Source organism: Vibrio sp. Vf1514 (genome assembly GCF_052076135.1).
Classification (GTDB): domain Bacteria; phylum Pseudomonadota; class Gammaproteobacteria; order Enterobacterales; family Vibrionaceae; genus Vibrio; species Vibrio furnissii.
Genome location: NZ_CP197267.1, coordinates 841,568 through 857,720 on the forward strand (window position 1 = coordinate 841,568; position 16,153 = coordinate 857,720).

Here is a 16,153-nt window from a genome sequence, read left to right on the forward strand (position 1 = left end):
AAAAGCGTTAAGCCTGATGTTGTAGTAAGTGCCGGAGTGCGGGTTCGATGCGTGAATAGGAGAATTGAAAACCCAATTCGGTCAGCTTTTTGGGTTTGGCGCGCATGCTGTCAAACAGCAGTTCACTGGCTTCCCCCATCAATAGCGTGATGGCCCACTTCGGCGTGGTCAATAGGTGTGGTTTTTTGAGCGTTGCCGCCAAGCTGCGGCTGAAAACTCGATTGGTCACGGGATGCGGCGCACACAGATTAAATGGCCCTTGCGCATGTTCCGTTTCCAACACATAGACAATGCCTTTCACCATATCGTTCATATGTATCCAAGGCATGTATTGATCGCCAGTTCCGATAGGCCCCCCCAAACCTAGGCGGTAGGGCGGTAACATCTTTTTCAATGCGCCACCTTCTGGCGCAAGTACCACCCCTGTGCGCAATAAGCACACGCGCGTGCGATCGGATTGGGCTCGCAGGGCGATTTGCTCCCAAGTTTCACAGACGTGATGAGAAAATCGGCTCGATTTCACCTGCAGGCTTTCATCAAATGGGTGGCCTTGCTGATCGCCGTAATAACCGACCGCGGAACCGCTGATCAACACGTGAGGCGGTTTAGTGCTGGCGTGAATCAGTTCTACCAGTCGTTCGGTGAGGATCCAGCGGCTATCGCAGATGCGTTGCTTTTGACGTGACGTCCAACGTTTGTCGGCAATGGGTTCGCCCGCCAAGTTAATCACCGCATCATAAGGGTTGAGATCATGCAGATCATCCAGTGTGTCGATAAATGCCAACTTCTCATTGTGCACATGTGCCAGCGTTGCCTTGGCTTGAGCGCGATTGCGAGTCAGGACGACCAAATCATGCGTCATCAGTAACTTGATCAGCTCACGCCCGATAAAGCCAGTTCCACCCGTGATCAATATTTTCATGCCGCCTCCTTACTTGGCTTAAGTATAGCCGCCGTGGTCTGCCGTTCAGCTTAAGGGAATCTACGACAACTGCCAACATTCTGTTTTTTAACCTTTGATGACTTTTTGCCCACCTCGTAAACCACGTCACATCACGCCTGATTATCCTTTGCCATGATAAGTGTAAGGAAATGTATCGGAGCGACTATGACCGGAGCGTTGGCGTTACTCAAAGCGATGTTGAACAGTTTGCGCGATTTGATGCCGATCGTGTTGGTCATTGCATTCTTTCAGTTGTGTGTTCTGCAAGAACCTTTGCCCCATCTGCTGAACGTGTTGAGCGGATTAGTACTGGTGGTCTTGGGGTTGACGTTTTTTATTTTTGGTTTGGAAATGGGGCTGTTCCCGATTGGGGAATCCATGGCGCAGGCGTTTGCTCGCAAAGGCAGCCTGTTTTGGTTGTTGGTGTTTGCGTTTTGCCTCGGCTTTGGAACCACCATTGCCGAGCCTGCACTCACTGCTGTGGCAGAGGAAGCGGCCAATGTGGCGGCACAAGGCGGCATGATTGCCGATTCCCTCAACGCTCGGCACGATTATGCGCAGGGGTTACGCCTCACGGTGGCGTTGTCGGTCGGGTTCGCGATTGTCATTGGCGTGCTGCGCATTCTGCGCGGCTGGCCAATGCATTACATGATCGCGTTTGGGTACGTGGGGGTTGTGATCCTGACGGCGTTTGCGCCAGCTTCGATTATTGGCATCGCTTACGATTCGGGGGGCGTTACAACATCCACCATCACTGTGCCATTGGTCACGGCCTTGGGGGTGGGGTTAGCCTCGTCGATTAAAGGGCGCAATCCGATGTTGGATGGATTTGGCTTGATCGCCTTTGCTTCGTTGTTACCGATGATGTTTGTCATGGTCTTTGGCATGGTGGTGGCATGATCAGCAGCGTTGATTTTTTCAATACCCTCGTGTCGACGGTTCTGGATGTGTTTCCGATCGCTGTCATCATCTTCGGTTTTCAGTTCGCGGTATTGCGAAAACCGCTGACGCATCCGGTCAAGATCGTGATGGGGTTCGGGTATGTGATTCTGGGTTTATCGCTGTTTCTACTTGGGTTGGAATTGGCGCTGTTTCCGCTGGGGAAAACCATGGCGCGTCAATTGACGGATCCGCAATTTTTAGCGGAATTTCGTTTGAGCGTCGGCCAAAGCCTCGAATGGATAGATTATTACTGGGTCTACTTGTTCGCGTTTCTGATCGGATTTAGCACCACGGTGGCAGAACCCTCCTTGATTGCGGTGGCGATCAAAGCCAATCAGGTGTCGGGGGGAAGCATTAGCGTGCATGGCCTGCGCATTGCGGTCGCCTTGGGCGTGGCTTGTGGCATCGCGCTGGGCAGTTACCGCATTGTGGTGGGTGACCCGATTCATTACTACATCATTGCCGGGTACGTGGTGGTGGTGATTCAAACATTTTACACCCCCAAATTCATTGTGCCGCTAGCCTATGATTCCGGCGGCGTAACCACGTCCACCGTGACGGTGCCCATCGTTGCAGCGCTAGGGCTGGGGCTGGCCTCGACGGTACCGGGACGAAATCCGATGATCGATGGCTTTGGCTTAATTGCCTTTGCCAGCTTGTTTCCCATGATGTCGGTCATGGGGTATGCACAAATCACTCACTGGCTGACTCAAAAAGCCAATCTGAAGGAGCAAGATGATGAGGTTTAAACTGATACTCGCGTTTGTAGAAGACAGCAAAACCGATCTCGTACTTGATGCCGCGCGTGATGCCGGGGCGACGGGCGCGACCGTGATCAACAATGCTCGTGGGGAAGGGTTGAATAAAAAACGCACGTTTTTCGGCTTGACACTCGATGTGCAAAAAGACGTGGTGTTGCTGATGGTGGAAGAGCATTTGTCTCGGCATATTTTAGAAACCATTTGTGAGGTGGGTGAGTTTGATCAGGAATCCGGGCAGGGGATTGCGATTCAGATTGATATTGAAGATGCGGTAGGCGTGGCTCATCAAGTGGCGACGTTAACCAAAGTGGTGGAGGACAATCTATGAACCGAGATGACAAAATCCACGTGCGCGATGTAATGGCCAACACTTACGTCATGGTTGATGGGTTAACCACGGTGCATGAAGGCATTTGCTTGGCGAAAAAACACGACGTCAAAGCATTGATTGTGAACAAACGGCACGAGGACGATGAATTTGGCATCGTCCTCATGAATGACATCGCCAAAAAAGTATTGGCCAAGAACCGGTCGCCCAAACGCACCAACATCTACGAGATCATGACCAAGCCTGCGTTAACCGTGTCGCCGGAGATGAATGTCAAATATTGTGCCCGCCTGTTTGAGCGTTTTGGCATCAGCCGCGCTCCGGTCATTGAAGCGGGCAACGTGATTGGCATGGTGAGCTACAACAACATCGTGATTAACGGCATGGCAAGAGATGACGATTAACCGCAGAAACCGTACAATCTGAGGGTTTAATTCAAGAGGTGTGCAATGGAATTATTTTTTGCTTCAGATTTACACGGTTCACTGCCAGCCACCGAACGCGTTTTGCAGGCGTATCAGCAATCGGGTGCTGAGACGCTGGTGTTACTTGGTGACATCTTGAATCATGGGCCGAGAAACCCGATTCCTGAAGGGTACAATCCGCCGGCGGTTGCGGCGCGACTCAATGAATTCGCCGATCGCATCATTGCGGTGCGAGGCAACTGTGACAGTGAAGTGGATCAGATGTTGTTGTCATTTCCGATGATGGCTGATTACGCTTGGGTGTTACTGGAATCCGGCCAACGCATGTTTCTGACGCATGGGCATCTGTATCATCAAAATCAGCAACCACCGCTGCGTGAAGGGGATGTGTTGGTCCATGGGCATACGCATATTCCGGTGGCGGAAAAACACACGTACAATTATCTATTTAATCCGGGCTCAGTGACGTTCCCGCGCGATGGATTTGTTGCCAGTTTTGGTCGTTTTCATCAAGGGAAACTTGAAGTCTGCAGTTTTGTTGGGGATGTGATTGCTGGCGTGGCGATCCACGAGTAACGTCGTGTTCGAGCATCGAAAAGAGACGCAAAAGGGCACTTGACGGTGCCCTTTTGTTTGGTCGTGATTAACGGTCGACATGACCCAGATCGCGCTCAGGGTCAATCAGATCACGCACGCGCTGTTTGAGTTCTTTGGCCTCAGGAAAACCGCCATCGTGTTTGCGTTCCCAAATTTGTATGCCATTGCACCAGATCTCAAAGCGTCCACCGGTGTCCGGGTGCAACGTGACGGTCTCGATCTCTTCGCTGAACGTATGCAGTAGTTCTTGCGTCAGCCAAGTTGAACGCAGCATCCAATTGCATTGACGACAGTAGTAGATGTCAATTTGCGCTTTTTCCATGGATTCATTTCCCTATGTTACGGTTTGGCTAAAGAAAGAGGCTGTCAGTTCCTCACGAGAACCAGCCCCCTTTATTTAGCCATTTCCAAACAGGACTGTTGAACCGTGATTCAAACTGGTCAGCAGCAATGTCTTGTCGTTGACGATGTCGACACGGCGGCTCTGCTCGGAGTCCATCTTAAACAGTTGTGTAATCAAATCGAGCTGCTCTTGCGTAAAATCTTTGCTCTGCGCAGAAGAGACATCTTTAAATTCGGTTGGCGAGACCAGCAGGTAATTCGCACTCACGTCCCAGTCTCCAGACTCGGAAATGTTGATGACATTTTCGGGGACGGTTTTATCCACCGCGTACAGCTTGACGACGGAAACACGCAGGTACGTGCCGTTGGGCAAATACTTGACGTTTGACGCCACATCAACACGGCGCAATGGGCCGACCGATTGGTTCTGATGTTTGCTTTCAATCAGCGTGACCATCTTGGATTGCCATTCTCGTGACGAGAGAACTTGTTCCAGTTTGATGTCGCTGCCCCAGTAGAACCAAGCGCTGAAGGCAACAGAAATGAGCAACAAAATGCTGGCAAATTTACGGGTCATGGTTGAGTTCCTCATTGACAGATCTTAGCGATGTCTTCTTGGTTAGCAAAGATTCTCAATGTGATGTTTTCACCCGAGAATTGAGGAGCATGAATGTAATTCAGCACCAATTGGGCGTTGTGGCCACCGGTGGCGATGACTTCCTTGGGAGCCAGTTCGCCCGTGTGCATTTCGCCATATTTCTTCACGCAGCTTTCAATGAGCGGCAACCAAGACGTTAAGTCTGGGTGGTTAATGGGGGTGCTGACCACCACATTGTCAAAGACCGCCAGACGACGAAATGTCGATTGCGATGGCGTGGTAAACAAAATGACACAAATGGGGAGTATAACCGCAACCAGTAAAATCAATTTGGTGTACAAATCGAACTTGGTTTTGGGAGCCTCCGGTGTTACTTCTGGCGCTGCGACGGTCGCGGTCGGTTGAATGATAAAATCCGACATCATGGCGCTTTGGTCACCTGACGGGGTAGTTACCGTGTTTGCGTCCGCCAGCTGTGGTTCGAGATCAGCGTCTTTGCTGATGTCCGGCTGTACAACTTCCACTTTGGCGATCAATTGATAGCCGCGTTTTGGCACCGTTTTCACGAACTGAGGCGACTTGGTGGAATCTTTTAGCATTTTACGCAGGGTGGAAATGGCTTGAGTGAGGCTGGAATCATCCACTTCAAAGCCTTGTTCACGCCACACGAAATCGTGAAGTTCATTGCGAGTAATGACTTCATTTGGACGTTGAGAAAGCATTAATAGAATGCGGCTTTCATTACTTCCAAGACGAACGTTCTCGTTATCAGCGTCTTTGTCTACTAGCGAATTGCTCGTTGGGTCGAAAGTAAATCTATCAGCAAGAATAAACTTTGTGCCTGTGTTACTCATCGATATCTTCTTTTTTAATTAGTATTAGCGCTTGGACTATCAACTACCCAGATTATCTTCCTTGTTGACAAATTAAAAAACGATTCGAACTGACGGGCTTTTATCTTCCTTGATAAAAATACGGATAGAGGATAATCAAAAAAAACACAAAAAACAGTGTTTTTATGGTTTTTGACCTTGAATTTACATTCATGAACCTCATGTTAATACCAAATCGATATTCCTCAAACCCCTTTTGTTGTTTGACATGGGGAACTGAATTGATGTTATGGAGCTAATATGAGCGAAACTGCAATGACAAACAAAGAAACGCGTGGTTTTCAATCTGAAGTTAAGCAACTACTTCATCTGATGATTCACTCGCTGTATTCCAACAAAGAAATCTTTCTGCGCGAGTTGATATCTAACGCCTCAGACGCGGCGGACAAGTTGCGTTTTCAAGCGTTGTCGGCCCCTGAATTGTATGACGGTGATGCCGATTTGGGCGTGAAACTGTCGTTTGATGCCGAAGCCAACACCATCACCATTTCTGACAACGGTATCGGAATGAGCCGAGACGATGTCATTGAGCATCTGGGGACGATTGCGAAGTCGGGGACGGCTGAATTTTTCTCAAAATTGTCCGAAGAACAGTCTAAAGATTCGCAACTGATTGGTCAGTTCGGGGTGGGTTTCTACTCGGCATTCATCGTGGCGGATGCCGTCACCGTGCGCACGCGTGCCGCAGGTTTAGCAACCGATGAAGCCGTGCAATGGTTCTCTCAAGGTGAAGGGGAGTACACGATTGAGACCATTTCTAAGGCATCACGCGGGACCGATATCATTTTGCACCTGCGTGAAGAAGGCAAAGAATTCCTGTCCGAATGGCGTTTACGTGATGTGATTTCAAAGTACTCCGATCACATCGGGATTCCGGTTTACATTCAATCCAACGTATTGGATGACGAAGGGAAAGAGACCGGTGAGACCCGATGGGAGCAGATCAACAAAGCACAGGCATTGTGGACGCGTTCGAAATCTGACATCACCGATGAAGAGTACCAAGAGTTCTACAAACACGTGTCGCATGACTTTGCAGAACCACTGGCGTGGAGCCACAACAAAGTCGAAGGTAAAAACGATTACACCAGCTTGTTGTACATTCCCGCCAAAGCGCCGTGGGACATGTACAACCGCGATCATAAACATGGTTTAAAACTGTATGTGCAACGTGTGTTCATCATGGATGACGCGGAACAGTTTATGCCGTCTTACCTGCGTTTCGTGCGTGGCTTGATCGATTCGAACGATTTGCCGCTCAACGTGTCACGTGAAATTCTGCAAGACAACAAGATCACGCAATCGCTGCGCAATGCGTGCACCAAGCGCGTATTGACCATGCTTGAACGCATGGCCTCGAACGATGCCGAGAAATATCTGGGCTTTTGGAAAGAGTTCGGCATGGTGCTAAAAGAAGGCCCGGCGGAAGATTTTGCCAATCGTGAGAAAGTCGCAGGTTTGCTGCGTTTTGCGTCAACCCACAACGATGCTGCCGAACAAAATGTGAGCTTGAGTGCGTATGTTGAGCGCATGAAAGAAGGCCAAGAGAAAATTTACTATCTTACTGCCGACAGCTACAACGCGGCGAAAAACAGCCCGCACTTGGAGCAGTTTAAAGCCAAAGGCATTGAAGTGATCCTGATGTACGATCGCATCGATGAGTGGTTGATGAACTACCTGACCGAGTTTGATGGCAAACAGTTCCAGTCCATCACCAAAGCGGGCTTGGATCTAAGCAAGTTTGAAGACGAAGCGGAAAAAGAGAAACACAAAGAAACCGAACAGGAATTTGAATCGGTGGTGGAGCGCGTGAAAACCTACTTGGGCGACCGAGTGAAAGATGTGCGCACCACATTCAAGTTGGCTTCAACGCCGGCCGTTGTGGTCACCGATGACTTTGAAATGGGGACGCAAATGGCCAAACTGCTGGCGGCAGCGGGTCAGGCGGTACCGGAAGTGAAGTACATTCTGGAAATTAACCCAGAGCACGCGATGGTTAAACACATGGCTGATGAGCCGGATCAAGCGGCGTTTGGTCGTTGGGTTGAAGTTTTACTCGGTCAGGCAATGTTGGCGGAACGCGGCTCGATGGAAGATCCATCGCAGTTTGTTACTGCCATCAACCAGCTTTTGACGAAGGTGGAATAACACGATGAAAAAGCTCGCATCATGCGAGCTTTTTTCTTGGGCTTTGTTTTGCACGATGTGAACTGACGCGTTCTTTCGTGCAAATGCTGAGAAATTTCGCTCAGGTGGGCATTCTTTAGTCTTAGTTTCGTCGGAACGGCGATTTTCTATGATAGAATCGCAAACTTGAATGTCACTACCAACCCGTGTATTTTTGCACGCCAGTTTGCCGGCGCAAACTGTATTGGTCTCCTTATACCGAAACTTACCGTCTCGAAGCAGAGGGAAACTGTGAGCTTCGGTATAAATATCATTTCTAAAGAGGATTAAACATGCGCATCATTCTTCTAGGTGCTCCAGGTGCAGGTAAAGGCACACAAGCTCAATTCATCATGGAGAAATACGGTATTCCGCAAATCTCTACTGGTGACATGCTGCGTGCGGCGATCAAAGCGGGTACAGAACTAGGCAAACAAGCTAAAGCTGTTATCGACGCGGGTCAGCTTGTTTCAGATGAAATCATTCTGGGCCTGATCAAAGAGCGTATTGCTGAAGAAGATTGCAAACAGGGTTTCCTATTGGATGGTTTCCCTCGCACAATCCCACAAGCGGATGGCCTGAAAGAAATGGGTGTCAACGTGGACTACGTGATCGAATTCGATGTGGCTGACGATGTGATCGTTGAGCGCATGGCTGGCCGTCGTGCTCACTTAGCCTCAGGTCGTACTTACCACGTGGTTTACAACCCGCCAAAAGTGGAAGGTAAAGACGATATCACGGGTGAAGACCTTGTGGTTCGTGATGACGACAAAGAAGAAACGGTTCGTGCTCGTCTGGACGTTTACCACACTCAAACTGCACCGCTGATCGAATACTACGGTAAAGAAGCGGCAGCAGGTCACACGACTTACCTGAAATTTGACGGCACCAAACAGGTGGCTGAAGTGAGTGCTGATATCGAGAAGGCATTAGCATAATAGACAATACCTATTATCAAAATTTTCAATAATTTTGTTATAGTGAAGCGACCGTAAGGTCGCTTTTTTTATGAACTTTTTCCGTGATGTTCGCGTAAAAGAACCATCCTTTGATGATGAGGTGATGCGCGGCCTGATTCAGCCGTGCGCCTCTTTGCTGCATGCTCTCGCAGCCGATGACAACAATCCGACAGGAAACTATGCAAAAAAACAAAAAATACGGTGTCTTGTTAGCCAACCTCGGCACCCCAGACGCGCCGACGGCGCCAGCGGTTAAACGCTTTCTTGGTGAATTTCTTCACGACCCGCGTGTGGTCGACATGAGCCGTTGGTTATGGTGTCCAATTCTGCATGGCATCATTCTGCCCATTCGTTCGCCCAAAGTCGCCAAACTGTACCAAAGCATTTGGATGGATGAGGGATCGCCGTTGATGGTGTATTCCAAACGGCAACAAGCCGGATTGGCGCAACTGCTCAATCAGCCGGTTGAATTGGGGATGACTTATGGTGAGCCGAGCCTGCAACAGGGCGTTGAACGGCTACAACAACAGGGCGTGGAATCGATCATTGTATTACCGCTCTATCCGCAGTATTCCGGCACCACGACCGCGGCGGTGTTTGATGGTTTGGCCAAAGCAATGAAGCGCGTTGCTTTGGTGCCTGAATTGCATTTTGTGCGTGATTACCATAATCATCCACTGTACATCCAAGCGTTGGCAGAAAAAGTTCGTTATTCATGGCAGCAAAACGGGCAGGGCGACTTGTTAGTGTGTTCTTATCACGGCATTCCTCAACGTTACGCTGAGAATGGCGATGTGTATCCGCAGCACTGTGCAGAGACCACGCGCCTGCTGGCCGCAGAGTTGGGGCTGAGCGACGAACAGGTGATGATGACCTATCAATCTCAATTTGGGAAAGAAGAGTGGTTACAGCCGTACACGGACAAAACCATGGCAGCTTTACCGGCGAAAGGGATCAAAAAACTCGATATTCTCTGCCCGGCATTCTCTGTCGATTGTTTAGAAACGCTCGAGGAAATTTCGGAACAAAATCAGGAGATCTTCCTGCATGCTGGGGGTGAAGCGTTTCATTACATCGAATGTCTGAACGATTCTGCAAGCCACATTCAGATGATGGCGGCGCTGGTGGAAGAGATGCTTTAGCATCGCATCACGCGGTTCTCGACCCATAAAAAAGCCTCAGCGATTGCTGAGGCTTTTTCGTCATGTCTTATTGCCAATTACGCTTGCGCTGTTTCCAGTACCGCGTCACTGTTTTCACCGCGACAAATCTTGGTCAGTTTTGGCGCAATGATGAAGGTCAGCACGGTAATGATCGCTGTTGCGTAACCAATCTTACCAAACACGTCACTGTAAATGGCCAGTGACTCTGTTGATGAGGCAATGTGTGACGGTACGGACGTCAAACTTGCAACCCAGCCTGCGATAACCGCTGCAGTGGCTGAAGTCAGGAACCACATCCCCATCGCGAAGCCCATCATGCGTTGTGGAACCAGTTGAGCAACCATGGCTAGGCCTAAACCAGAAACCAGCAGTTCGCCGATAGATTGGAAGGCGTAGCATAGGATCAGCCAGTTTGAACTGATGATGCCTTCGGCATTGGCAAAATTGGCGCCCCAAGACAGGATCAGGAATGACAGCGCACACAGGCCCATACCGATAGCAAATTTGAACGGCATTGCTAGGCGTTCGCCCAATCGGCCGTACACCATCGCCAATACTGGGCTGGCCAGCATGATCCAGAATGGGTTCAACGCTTGGAACTGCTCAGGTTCGACGTTGATGCCGAAAATGTCATGGCTCACGTTGTGAATCGCAAAGAAGTTCAGTGAGGTTGGCATTTGGAAGTACAGGACGAAGAACACAATCCCTTGCAGCATCAGGATAAAGGCCACCAACATCTTCTGACGTTCGATGCCGCTAATCGAGAACGCTTCTTTAAAGTAGAAGCTCACAATGATAAGACCTGCCACAACCAGAATGGCGTGTGCCAGCATCAAGTTTTGTAGTAGGTAGCTGCAGACAAAGCTCACAATCACGGAACCCACTGCAACCGCCAGCAGGTAACCTTTGTTGACTGGTTTCAGGTCAGCCGGTGAGCCGACATTTTTTAACATGCGTTGGCAGATCATGAAGTTCACCACAGTAATGGCGAGACCAATCGCACTGACGCCAAACGCCAAACCGTAACCCGCACGCTCAGCCACAATCGGGGTGATGATCATCGAGAAGAATGATCCGAGGTTGACGGCCATGTAGTACATGGTGAAGGCACCATCAAGGCGAGGGTCGTTCTCAGGGTAAACTTTAGCCAGTAAGCTCGATGGGTTTGCTTTAAATAGGCCGTTACCCACGGTGATAAAGCCCATTGCGACATAAATCAGCGTTTTTCCGCCCAGATGCGCGCCAGAGGTGGAAATGCCCAGTAGCACGTAGCCAACCATCAGGATAATTGCGCCTAAAGTAATGGCACGCTTGGTCCCAATGACTTTGTCACCAATCCAGCCGCCTGCTGCAACGAAACCATACACAAGCGCAGAAAAAGCACCAAACAGCACAAAGGACGACGATTCATCCATTCCCAAGATTTTTACGAGGTAAACGGTCAGAATGGCTTGCATCCCGTAAAAACCGAAACGTTCCCAGAATTCGATAGAGAAAATCAGATAGAATGATTTAGGTTGCTTGAATATATTCAAGTCTGACATAAAGAGCTTCCTGTAATCTAACCCGTGTCGGCGTGACGTTCGGATCTGTTGACCGTGATTGAATACGATGTGCCTGACGAGGCCGGGTTGTATGTTATAAATTCTCGTTAAGAGTATTATTTTGGTTAATGCAATGCATTAAGGTTTTTTATTCGGCAGTTACGTATACATCCAAGGTGATAAGCCTGCAATAGGACGATTTGGTTGTTTATTAAACTTATTGTTATAACTGATTGAAAAACAAGACATTGATCAAATGGAAATGCGTTAATTGTTTGTGAAATCTAATTTTTCATAATTGGTTACAATTTGCGTTATGCATGTTACAGATCTCGAAGTGGATTTTATGCAGCTCATTTTGCCCAAGAATGGCTGCTGGATTAGAAAAGAGTTGATGGAAAATGAAACGTTGGTATTTGCTGTATTGTAAACGAGGAGAACAGCGCAGAGCGAAAGCACACCTTGAGAATCAAGGGGTTGAATGCTTTTATCCTGAAATTGAGGTGGAAAAGATATTGCGCGGAAAACGCCAAATGGTCAAAGAACCGTTGTTTCCCTCTTATATGTTTGTGCGTTTTGATTTTAATCAGGGGCCGACTTTTACCACGGTGCGCTCGACACGAGGTGTGACCGACTTCATCCGTTTTGGTGCCGAGCCGAAGGAGTTGCAAGGGGATTTGATTTACGAGCTGAAACAGCTCAGTACACATCTTGATGACGTCTCTGATGCGAAAATGCCGGTTCGCGGGCAGGAAGTCGAAGTCAAGAGTGGTCAGTTTTGTGGTTTGAAGGCGATTTATCAACAGCCTGATGGCGAAACGCGTTCGATTATGCTGGTGAAAATGCTCAGCCAATCTGTTCCGATGAGTATTGAGAATAAGCACTTGGATCTCAATGATTGAAACGTAGGTTCAGTGAGCTTCCTGCGCACGATCATGGCAGATGAAAAATGTGAAAAATATGAAAAAAGGCGCTTGATGCGCCTTTTTCGTGATGGTTTGCGTTCAGTTAGTATGCTTCGTTGTGAACCGCTTTGACTGCGCGGCCTGATGGGTCGATGCAGTTTTGGAATGATTCATCCCACTCAATGGCTTTTGCGGACGAGCAAGCCACTGAAGGGCCGCCAGGGACACAGCGCGCTGCTGATTCCAGCGGGAATAGTTCTTCAAAAATCTCACGGTACACGTAACCTTCTTTGGTGGTTGGCGTGTTGTAAGGGAAACGGAATTTCGCCGTTTCCATTTGCTGGTCAGTGACTTTCGCTTCTGCGGTTGCTTTTAGTGTGTCAATCCAGTTGTAGCCAACGCCGTCAGAGAACTGCTCTTTTTGACGCCATGCGATGGAGTCTGGCAGGTAGTGTTGGAAGCATTCACGCAGCACGTGTTTTTCCATCTTCCCGTTACCGCACATTTTGTCTGCTGGGTTGAGACGCATTGCGACATCAATGAACTCTTTGTCAAGGAATGGGACGCGACCTTCAACGCCCCAAGCTGCGAGAGATTTGTTCGCACGAGCACAGTCGAACATGTTCAAAGCCAACAGTTTACGTACTGTCTCTTCGTGGAACTCTTTTGCGTTTGGTGCTTTGTGGAAGTACAGGTAGCCTCCGAAGATTTCATCCGCGCCTTCGCCAGAAAGAACCATTTTGATCCCCATCGCTTTGATCTTACGCCCCATCAGGAACATCGGCGTGGATGCGCGAATCGTGGTCACGTCGTACGTTTCGATGTGGTAAATCACGTCGCGAATCGCATCCAGACCTTCTTGGACGGTGTAGGTCATCTCGTGGTGAACCGTGCCCAGTTTGTCTGCGACTTCACGTGCCGCTTTCAGATCGGGTGCGCCTTCCAAGCCAATGGCAAACGAGTGCAATTGTGGCCACCAGGCCGCTGATTTCTCGTCATCTTCAATACGCATCGCCGCAAAGCGTTTTGCAATCGCAGAGGTAATGGATGAGTCCAAGCCACCTGACAACAAAACACCGTAAGGTACGTCAGTCATCAATTGACGCTTCACCGCATCTTCCAATGCTTTGGTCAGTTCTTCTTTGCTGGTGACGTTGTCTTTCACCGCATCGAATTCGTACCAATCACGGGTGTAGTAACGCGTTGGTTCTGCATCTTTCGAACTGAATGAACAACCTGGAGGAAATTCGCTGATGGTTTTACAAACCGGAACCAGTGCTTTCATCTCGGATGCGACGTAGTAGTTGCCGTGCTCGTCGTGGCCTTGGTACAGCGGAATAATCCCAATGTGGTCGCGGCCGATCAGATACTCGTCTTTTTCTTCATCGTAGAGAACGAAAGCGAAAATACCGTTCAACTCTTCTAAAAGGTCAGCACCTTTATCTTGATACAGGGCCAGAATCACTTCACAGTCTGAATCGGTTTGGAACTCGTATTTGCCCGCGTAACGTGCACGAATCTCTTTGTGGTTGTAAATCTCGCCATTCACAGCAAGGATGAGTTTTCTATCTGGGCTGTACAGAGGCTGCGCGCCGCTATTCAGGCCTACGATAGCCAGACGTTCGTGAGCAAGAATCGCGCGGTCTGATGTGTAGATACCTGACCAGTCCGGGCCACGGTGACGAAGTTTTTTAGACATTTCCAAAGCCACAGGGCGAAGTGCGGCGGCGTCACTTTTAATGTCTAAAATGCCAAAGATAGAACACATACAACTTTCCTTAATTAGACGAGTTTTAATCAGATGACTCCAATTTGCCATTTTGATTAAAAAAGGCAACCCATAACTATTAAAAAATTTAAAGAAATCGTTGTCTATTAAATATTATTTAAAAATAACCATAAATGAGTGAATGTTTTCTAGTTTCTGGCGTAAATATAAGCGAAAGACAAAGAAGAACAGGGGCCGAAGCCCCTGTTTGTGTTTGATTAATAGCGAATAAAGGTAGGTTTGAGCTGTTCACAGACGTGGCGTGCGAAGCCCGTGCCCGCCTCACTATAAATGTTGAACGCGGCATGAGCGCCTTCTTCAATTAAGTTGTCCATTTGATCTGGATATTCAGCAATGGCTGCAATTTGGCCTTTAAACTGGCGCTTTTTCACCAAGGACAAGGCGATCTGGTTGGCTTGGTGGTGCGGCATGGCGAGCAGAATCATTTTGACCTGTCCGGTATCTAAAATGCGCTCCCAAAAATCTGGATCTGTGGCATCGCCGCTGATCACGTTGCGGCCTTCATCGCGATGGCCGCTGGCAGCCTCTTCTCGCAGTTCAATGCCAAGACAAATATGACCATAGCGATGACGTAGTTCTTCATAGGCGCCGGTTCCGATACGCCCCATGCCTAAAATCAACACTTGGGCGTTGCCTGGATTGATCAGTTTGTCGCGCTGATTGAGTTCTTCTGGCAGCTGTTCTTGGAACCATTGAGAGGAGTGCTGATAAATCGCGTGGCCTTTACGGCCCAGCGGGGCGGCCAAAATAAACGACAGGGGTACGGAAATCGCCAAAGCAACCAGAATATCACCGGGGATCCAACCCATCTTAAATGCCAGCCCACCAACGATGAGGCCAAATTCGCTGAAGTTAAACAGCGACAGAGATGCAAGTAGCGAGGTGCGTACGCGAAAATGGAATTTGTTGATCACCCAGAAATAGATCGCGCCCTTGATGGGGAGCAAAATCAGCAGCAACAGCGCCAGCATAAACCCAGTTGCGGTCGGCTCTTCGGACAGGCCAATATTGAGGAAAAAGCACACCAGAAAGAGTTCTTTGAGATTGAAGAGTGCTTTTGATAGCTCAGAAGACTTACGATGCTTCGCCAGCATCATACCAAGGATCAAGGCACCTAGATCTGGTTTCATTCCGACCAGTTCAAAGGAGCCTGCGCCGACGACCAACGCGAGGAAAATGCCAAACAGAATCAGCATTTCGCCGTGGCCAACCCAATCAAGCAATTCAAAGAAGAGTGGGCGCAAAAATGGCAGGATAAACAAGCCAATCGCGTACCATTCAGGGAGCTTCCCAGTTGAAGCGGTTAAGAAAACCACCGCAAAGATGTCCTGCATCACCAAAATACCGATAGCCAACGTGCCGTAGGTGGAGTTCATTTCGCCCTTTTCTTGCAATGACTTCACGGCAAACACGGTACTGGAGAAGGAGAGCGCAAACCCCAGGAGCAATAAACTGCTTAATGGTACGGATGCCAAGCTATCTAAGCCAAGGAACTTGAAGGCGAGTAACGCCAACGTAAAGATAGCGGTTGAGACGATGTTGTGCAGGGTGGCGCCTGCCCAAATCTCTTTCTCAAGCAGAGTTTTTACATCCAATTTCAGGCCGATGGTAAACAGCATCAGGGTGACGCCGAGATCGGCCAACAGGGCGATGGTCTCGTTGGATTCGAAGCCATACAGGTTTAGTCCAAAACCTGCGATGAGGAAACCGACGAGGGGTGGGAGGTGGCATTTCAGCGCCACAAAGCCGACGATGAACGCTGCAGAGATAAGAATCAAATCCATAATATTTCTTATAA

At 49.0% G+C, this 16,153-nt stretch carries 16 protein-coding genes; 9 read left to right on the forward strand and 7 right to left on the reverse strand.

All coding sequences use genetic code 11. From position 1 onward, the window contains the following. Positions 1 to 7 precede the first annotated feature (7 nt). Positions 8 to 922, reverse strand: coding sequence for a TIGR01777 family oxidoreductase (locus ACS18Q_RS03965; RefSeq protein ID WP_395211820.1), 915 nt, complete (start codon positions 920 to 922; stop codon positions 8 to 10). A 186-nt stretch (positions 923 to 1,108) separates the two neighbouring features. Here ACS18Q_RS03965 and ACS18Q_RS03970 point away from each other — a divergent pair, with 186 nt between their 5' ends. The 5 genes from ACS18Q_RS03970 to yfcE are packed head-to-tail and all read left to right on the forward strand — an operon-like array spanning position 1,109 to position 3,975. Then, positions 1,109 to 1,843 carry a DUF1538 domain-containing protein gene (locus ACS18Q_RS03970; RefSeq protein WP_055467020.1) on the forward strand — a complete coding sequence of 245 codons (735 nt, stop codon included), beginning with the start codon at positions 1,109 to 1,111 and terminating at the stop codon, positions 1,841 to 1,843. After that, positions 1,840 to 2,634 (forward strand): DUF1538 domain-containing protein, encoded by a 795-nt coding sequence (locus ACS18Q_RS03975; protein ID WP_441257405.1) that lies wholly within the window; start codon positions 1,840 to 1,842, stop codon positions 2,632 to 2,634. The genes ACS18Q_RS03970 and ACS18Q_RS03975 overlap by 4 nt, the downstream gene beginning before the upstream one ends. Continuing rightward, positions 2,624 to 2,974, forward strand: a complete 351-nt coding sequence (locus ACS18Q_RS03980) for a P-II family nitrogen regulator (protein WP_038151374.1) — start codon at positions 2,624 to 2,626, stop codon at positions 2,972 to 2,974. Before ACS18Q_RS03975 ends, ACS18Q_RS03980 begins: the two co-directional genes overlap by 11 nt. Next, positions 2,971 to 3,378, forward strand: coding sequence for a CBS domain-containing protein (locus ACS18Q_RS03985; protein ID WP_004726681.1), 408 nt, complete (start codon positions 2,971 to 2,973; stop codon positions 3,376 to 3,378). Before ACS18Q_RS03980 ends, ACS18Q_RS03985 begins: the two co-directional genes overlap by 4 nt. A 45-nt stretch (positions 3,379 to 3,423) precedes the next feature. Next, positions 3,424 to 3,975: a phosphodiesterase gene (gene yfcE, locus ACS18Q_RS03990; RefSeq protein ID WP_441257406.1), complete on the forward strand. Its 552-nt coding sequence runs from the start codon at positions 3,424 to 3,426 to the stop codon at positions 3,973 to 3,975. A 67-nt stretch (positions 3,976 to 4,042) separates the two neighbouring features. Here yfcE and ACS18Q_RS03995 read toward each other — a convergent pair whose 3' ends face one another. The 3 genes from ACS18Q_RS03995 to ACS18Q_RS04005 all read right to left on the reverse strand — a co-directional run bounded on the left by ACS18Q_RS03995 (position 4,043) and on the right by ACS18Q_RS04005 (position 5,790). Continuing rightward, entirely contained in the window at positions 4,043 to 4,318 is a 276-nt protein-coding gene (locus ACS18Q_RS03995) for a SelT/SelW/SelH family protein (RefSeq protein WP_055467022.1), read from the reverse strand. Between the two features lie 75 nt (positions 4,319 to 4,393). Continuing rightward, complete coding sequence (locus ACS18Q_RS04000) at positions 4,394 to 4,915, reverse strand: regulatory protein ToxS (protein WP_004726678.1); 522 nt, start codon at positions 4,913 to 4,915, stop codon at positions 4,394 to 4,396. 11 nt (positions 4,916 to 4,926) lie between these two features. Then, on the reverse strand, positions 4,927 to 5,790 hold the full coding sequence (locus ACS18Q_RS04005) for a winged helix-turn-helix domain-containing protein (protein ID WP_441257407.1): 864 nt from the start codon (positions 5,788 to 5,790) through the stop codon (positions 4,927 to 4,929). Between the two features lie 279 nt (positions 5,791 to 6,069). On the opposite strand from ACS18Q_RS04005, the gene htpG reads away from it, so the two are divergent. From htpG to hemH, 3 genes are all read left to right on the forward strand, one after another. Continuing rightward, positions 6,070 to 7,977 carry a molecular chaperone HtpG gene (gene htpG, locus ACS18Q_RS04010; RefSeq protein ID WP_441257408.1) on the forward strand — a complete coding sequence of 636 codons (1,908 nt, stop codon included), beginning with the start codon at positions 6,070 to 6,072 and terminating at the stop codon, positions 7,975 to 7,977. A gap of 311 nt (positions 7,978 to 8,288) precedes the next feature. Next, positions 8,289 to 8,933, forward strand: a complete 645-nt coding sequence (gene adk, locus ACS18Q_RS04015; protein WP_004726675.1) for an adenylate kinase — start codon at positions 8,289 to 8,291, stop codon at positions 8,931 to 8,933. A gap of 200 nt (positions 8,934 to 9,133) precedes the next feature. Then, positions 9,134 to 10,096 (forward strand): ferrochelatase, encoded by a 963-nt coding sequence (hemH, locus tag ACS18Q_RS04020; RefSeq protein WP_441257409.1) that lies wholly within the window; start codon positions 9,134 to 9,136, stop codon positions 10,094 to 10,096. A gap of 77 nt (positions 10,097 to 10,173) precedes the next feature. Here hemH and dtpA read toward each other — a convergent pair whose 3' ends face one another. Further along, entirely contained in the window at positions 10,174 to 11,661 is a 1,488-nt protein-coding gene (gene dtpA, locus ACS18Q_RS04025) for a dipeptide/tripeptide permease DtpA (protein ID WP_014205540.1), read from the reverse strand. 401 nt (positions 11,662 to 12,062) lie between these two features. On the opposite strand from dtpA, the gene rfaH reads away from it, so the two are divergent. Next, positions 12,063 to 12,563, forward strand: coding sequence for a transcription/translation regulatory transformer protein RfaH (rfaH, locus tag ACS18Q_RS04030; protein WP_041942600.1), 501 nt, complete (start codon positions 12,063 to 12,065; stop codon positions 12,561 to 12,563). 106 nt (positions 12,564 to 12,669) lie between these two features. Here the strand turns inward: rfaH and asnB are convergent, their stop codons facing one another. Together asnB and ACS18Q_RS04040 are read right to left on the reverse strand one after the other, a co-directional pair. Then, positions 12,670 to 14,334: an asparagine synthase B gene (gene asnB, locus ACS18Q_RS04035; RefSeq protein ID WP_441257410.1), complete on the reverse strand. Its 1,665-nt coding sequence runs from the start codon at positions 14,332 to 14,334 to the stop codon at positions 12,670 to 12,672. Positions 14,335 to 14,552: 218 nt separating this feature from the next. Further along, a complete protein-coding gene (locus ACS18Q_RS04040) occupies positions 14,553 to 16,139 on the reverse strand; it encodes a cation:proton antiporter family protein (protein WP_004726669.1) in 1,587 nt (528 codons plus the stop codon). Positions 16,140 to 16,153 lie beyond the last annotated feature (14 nt).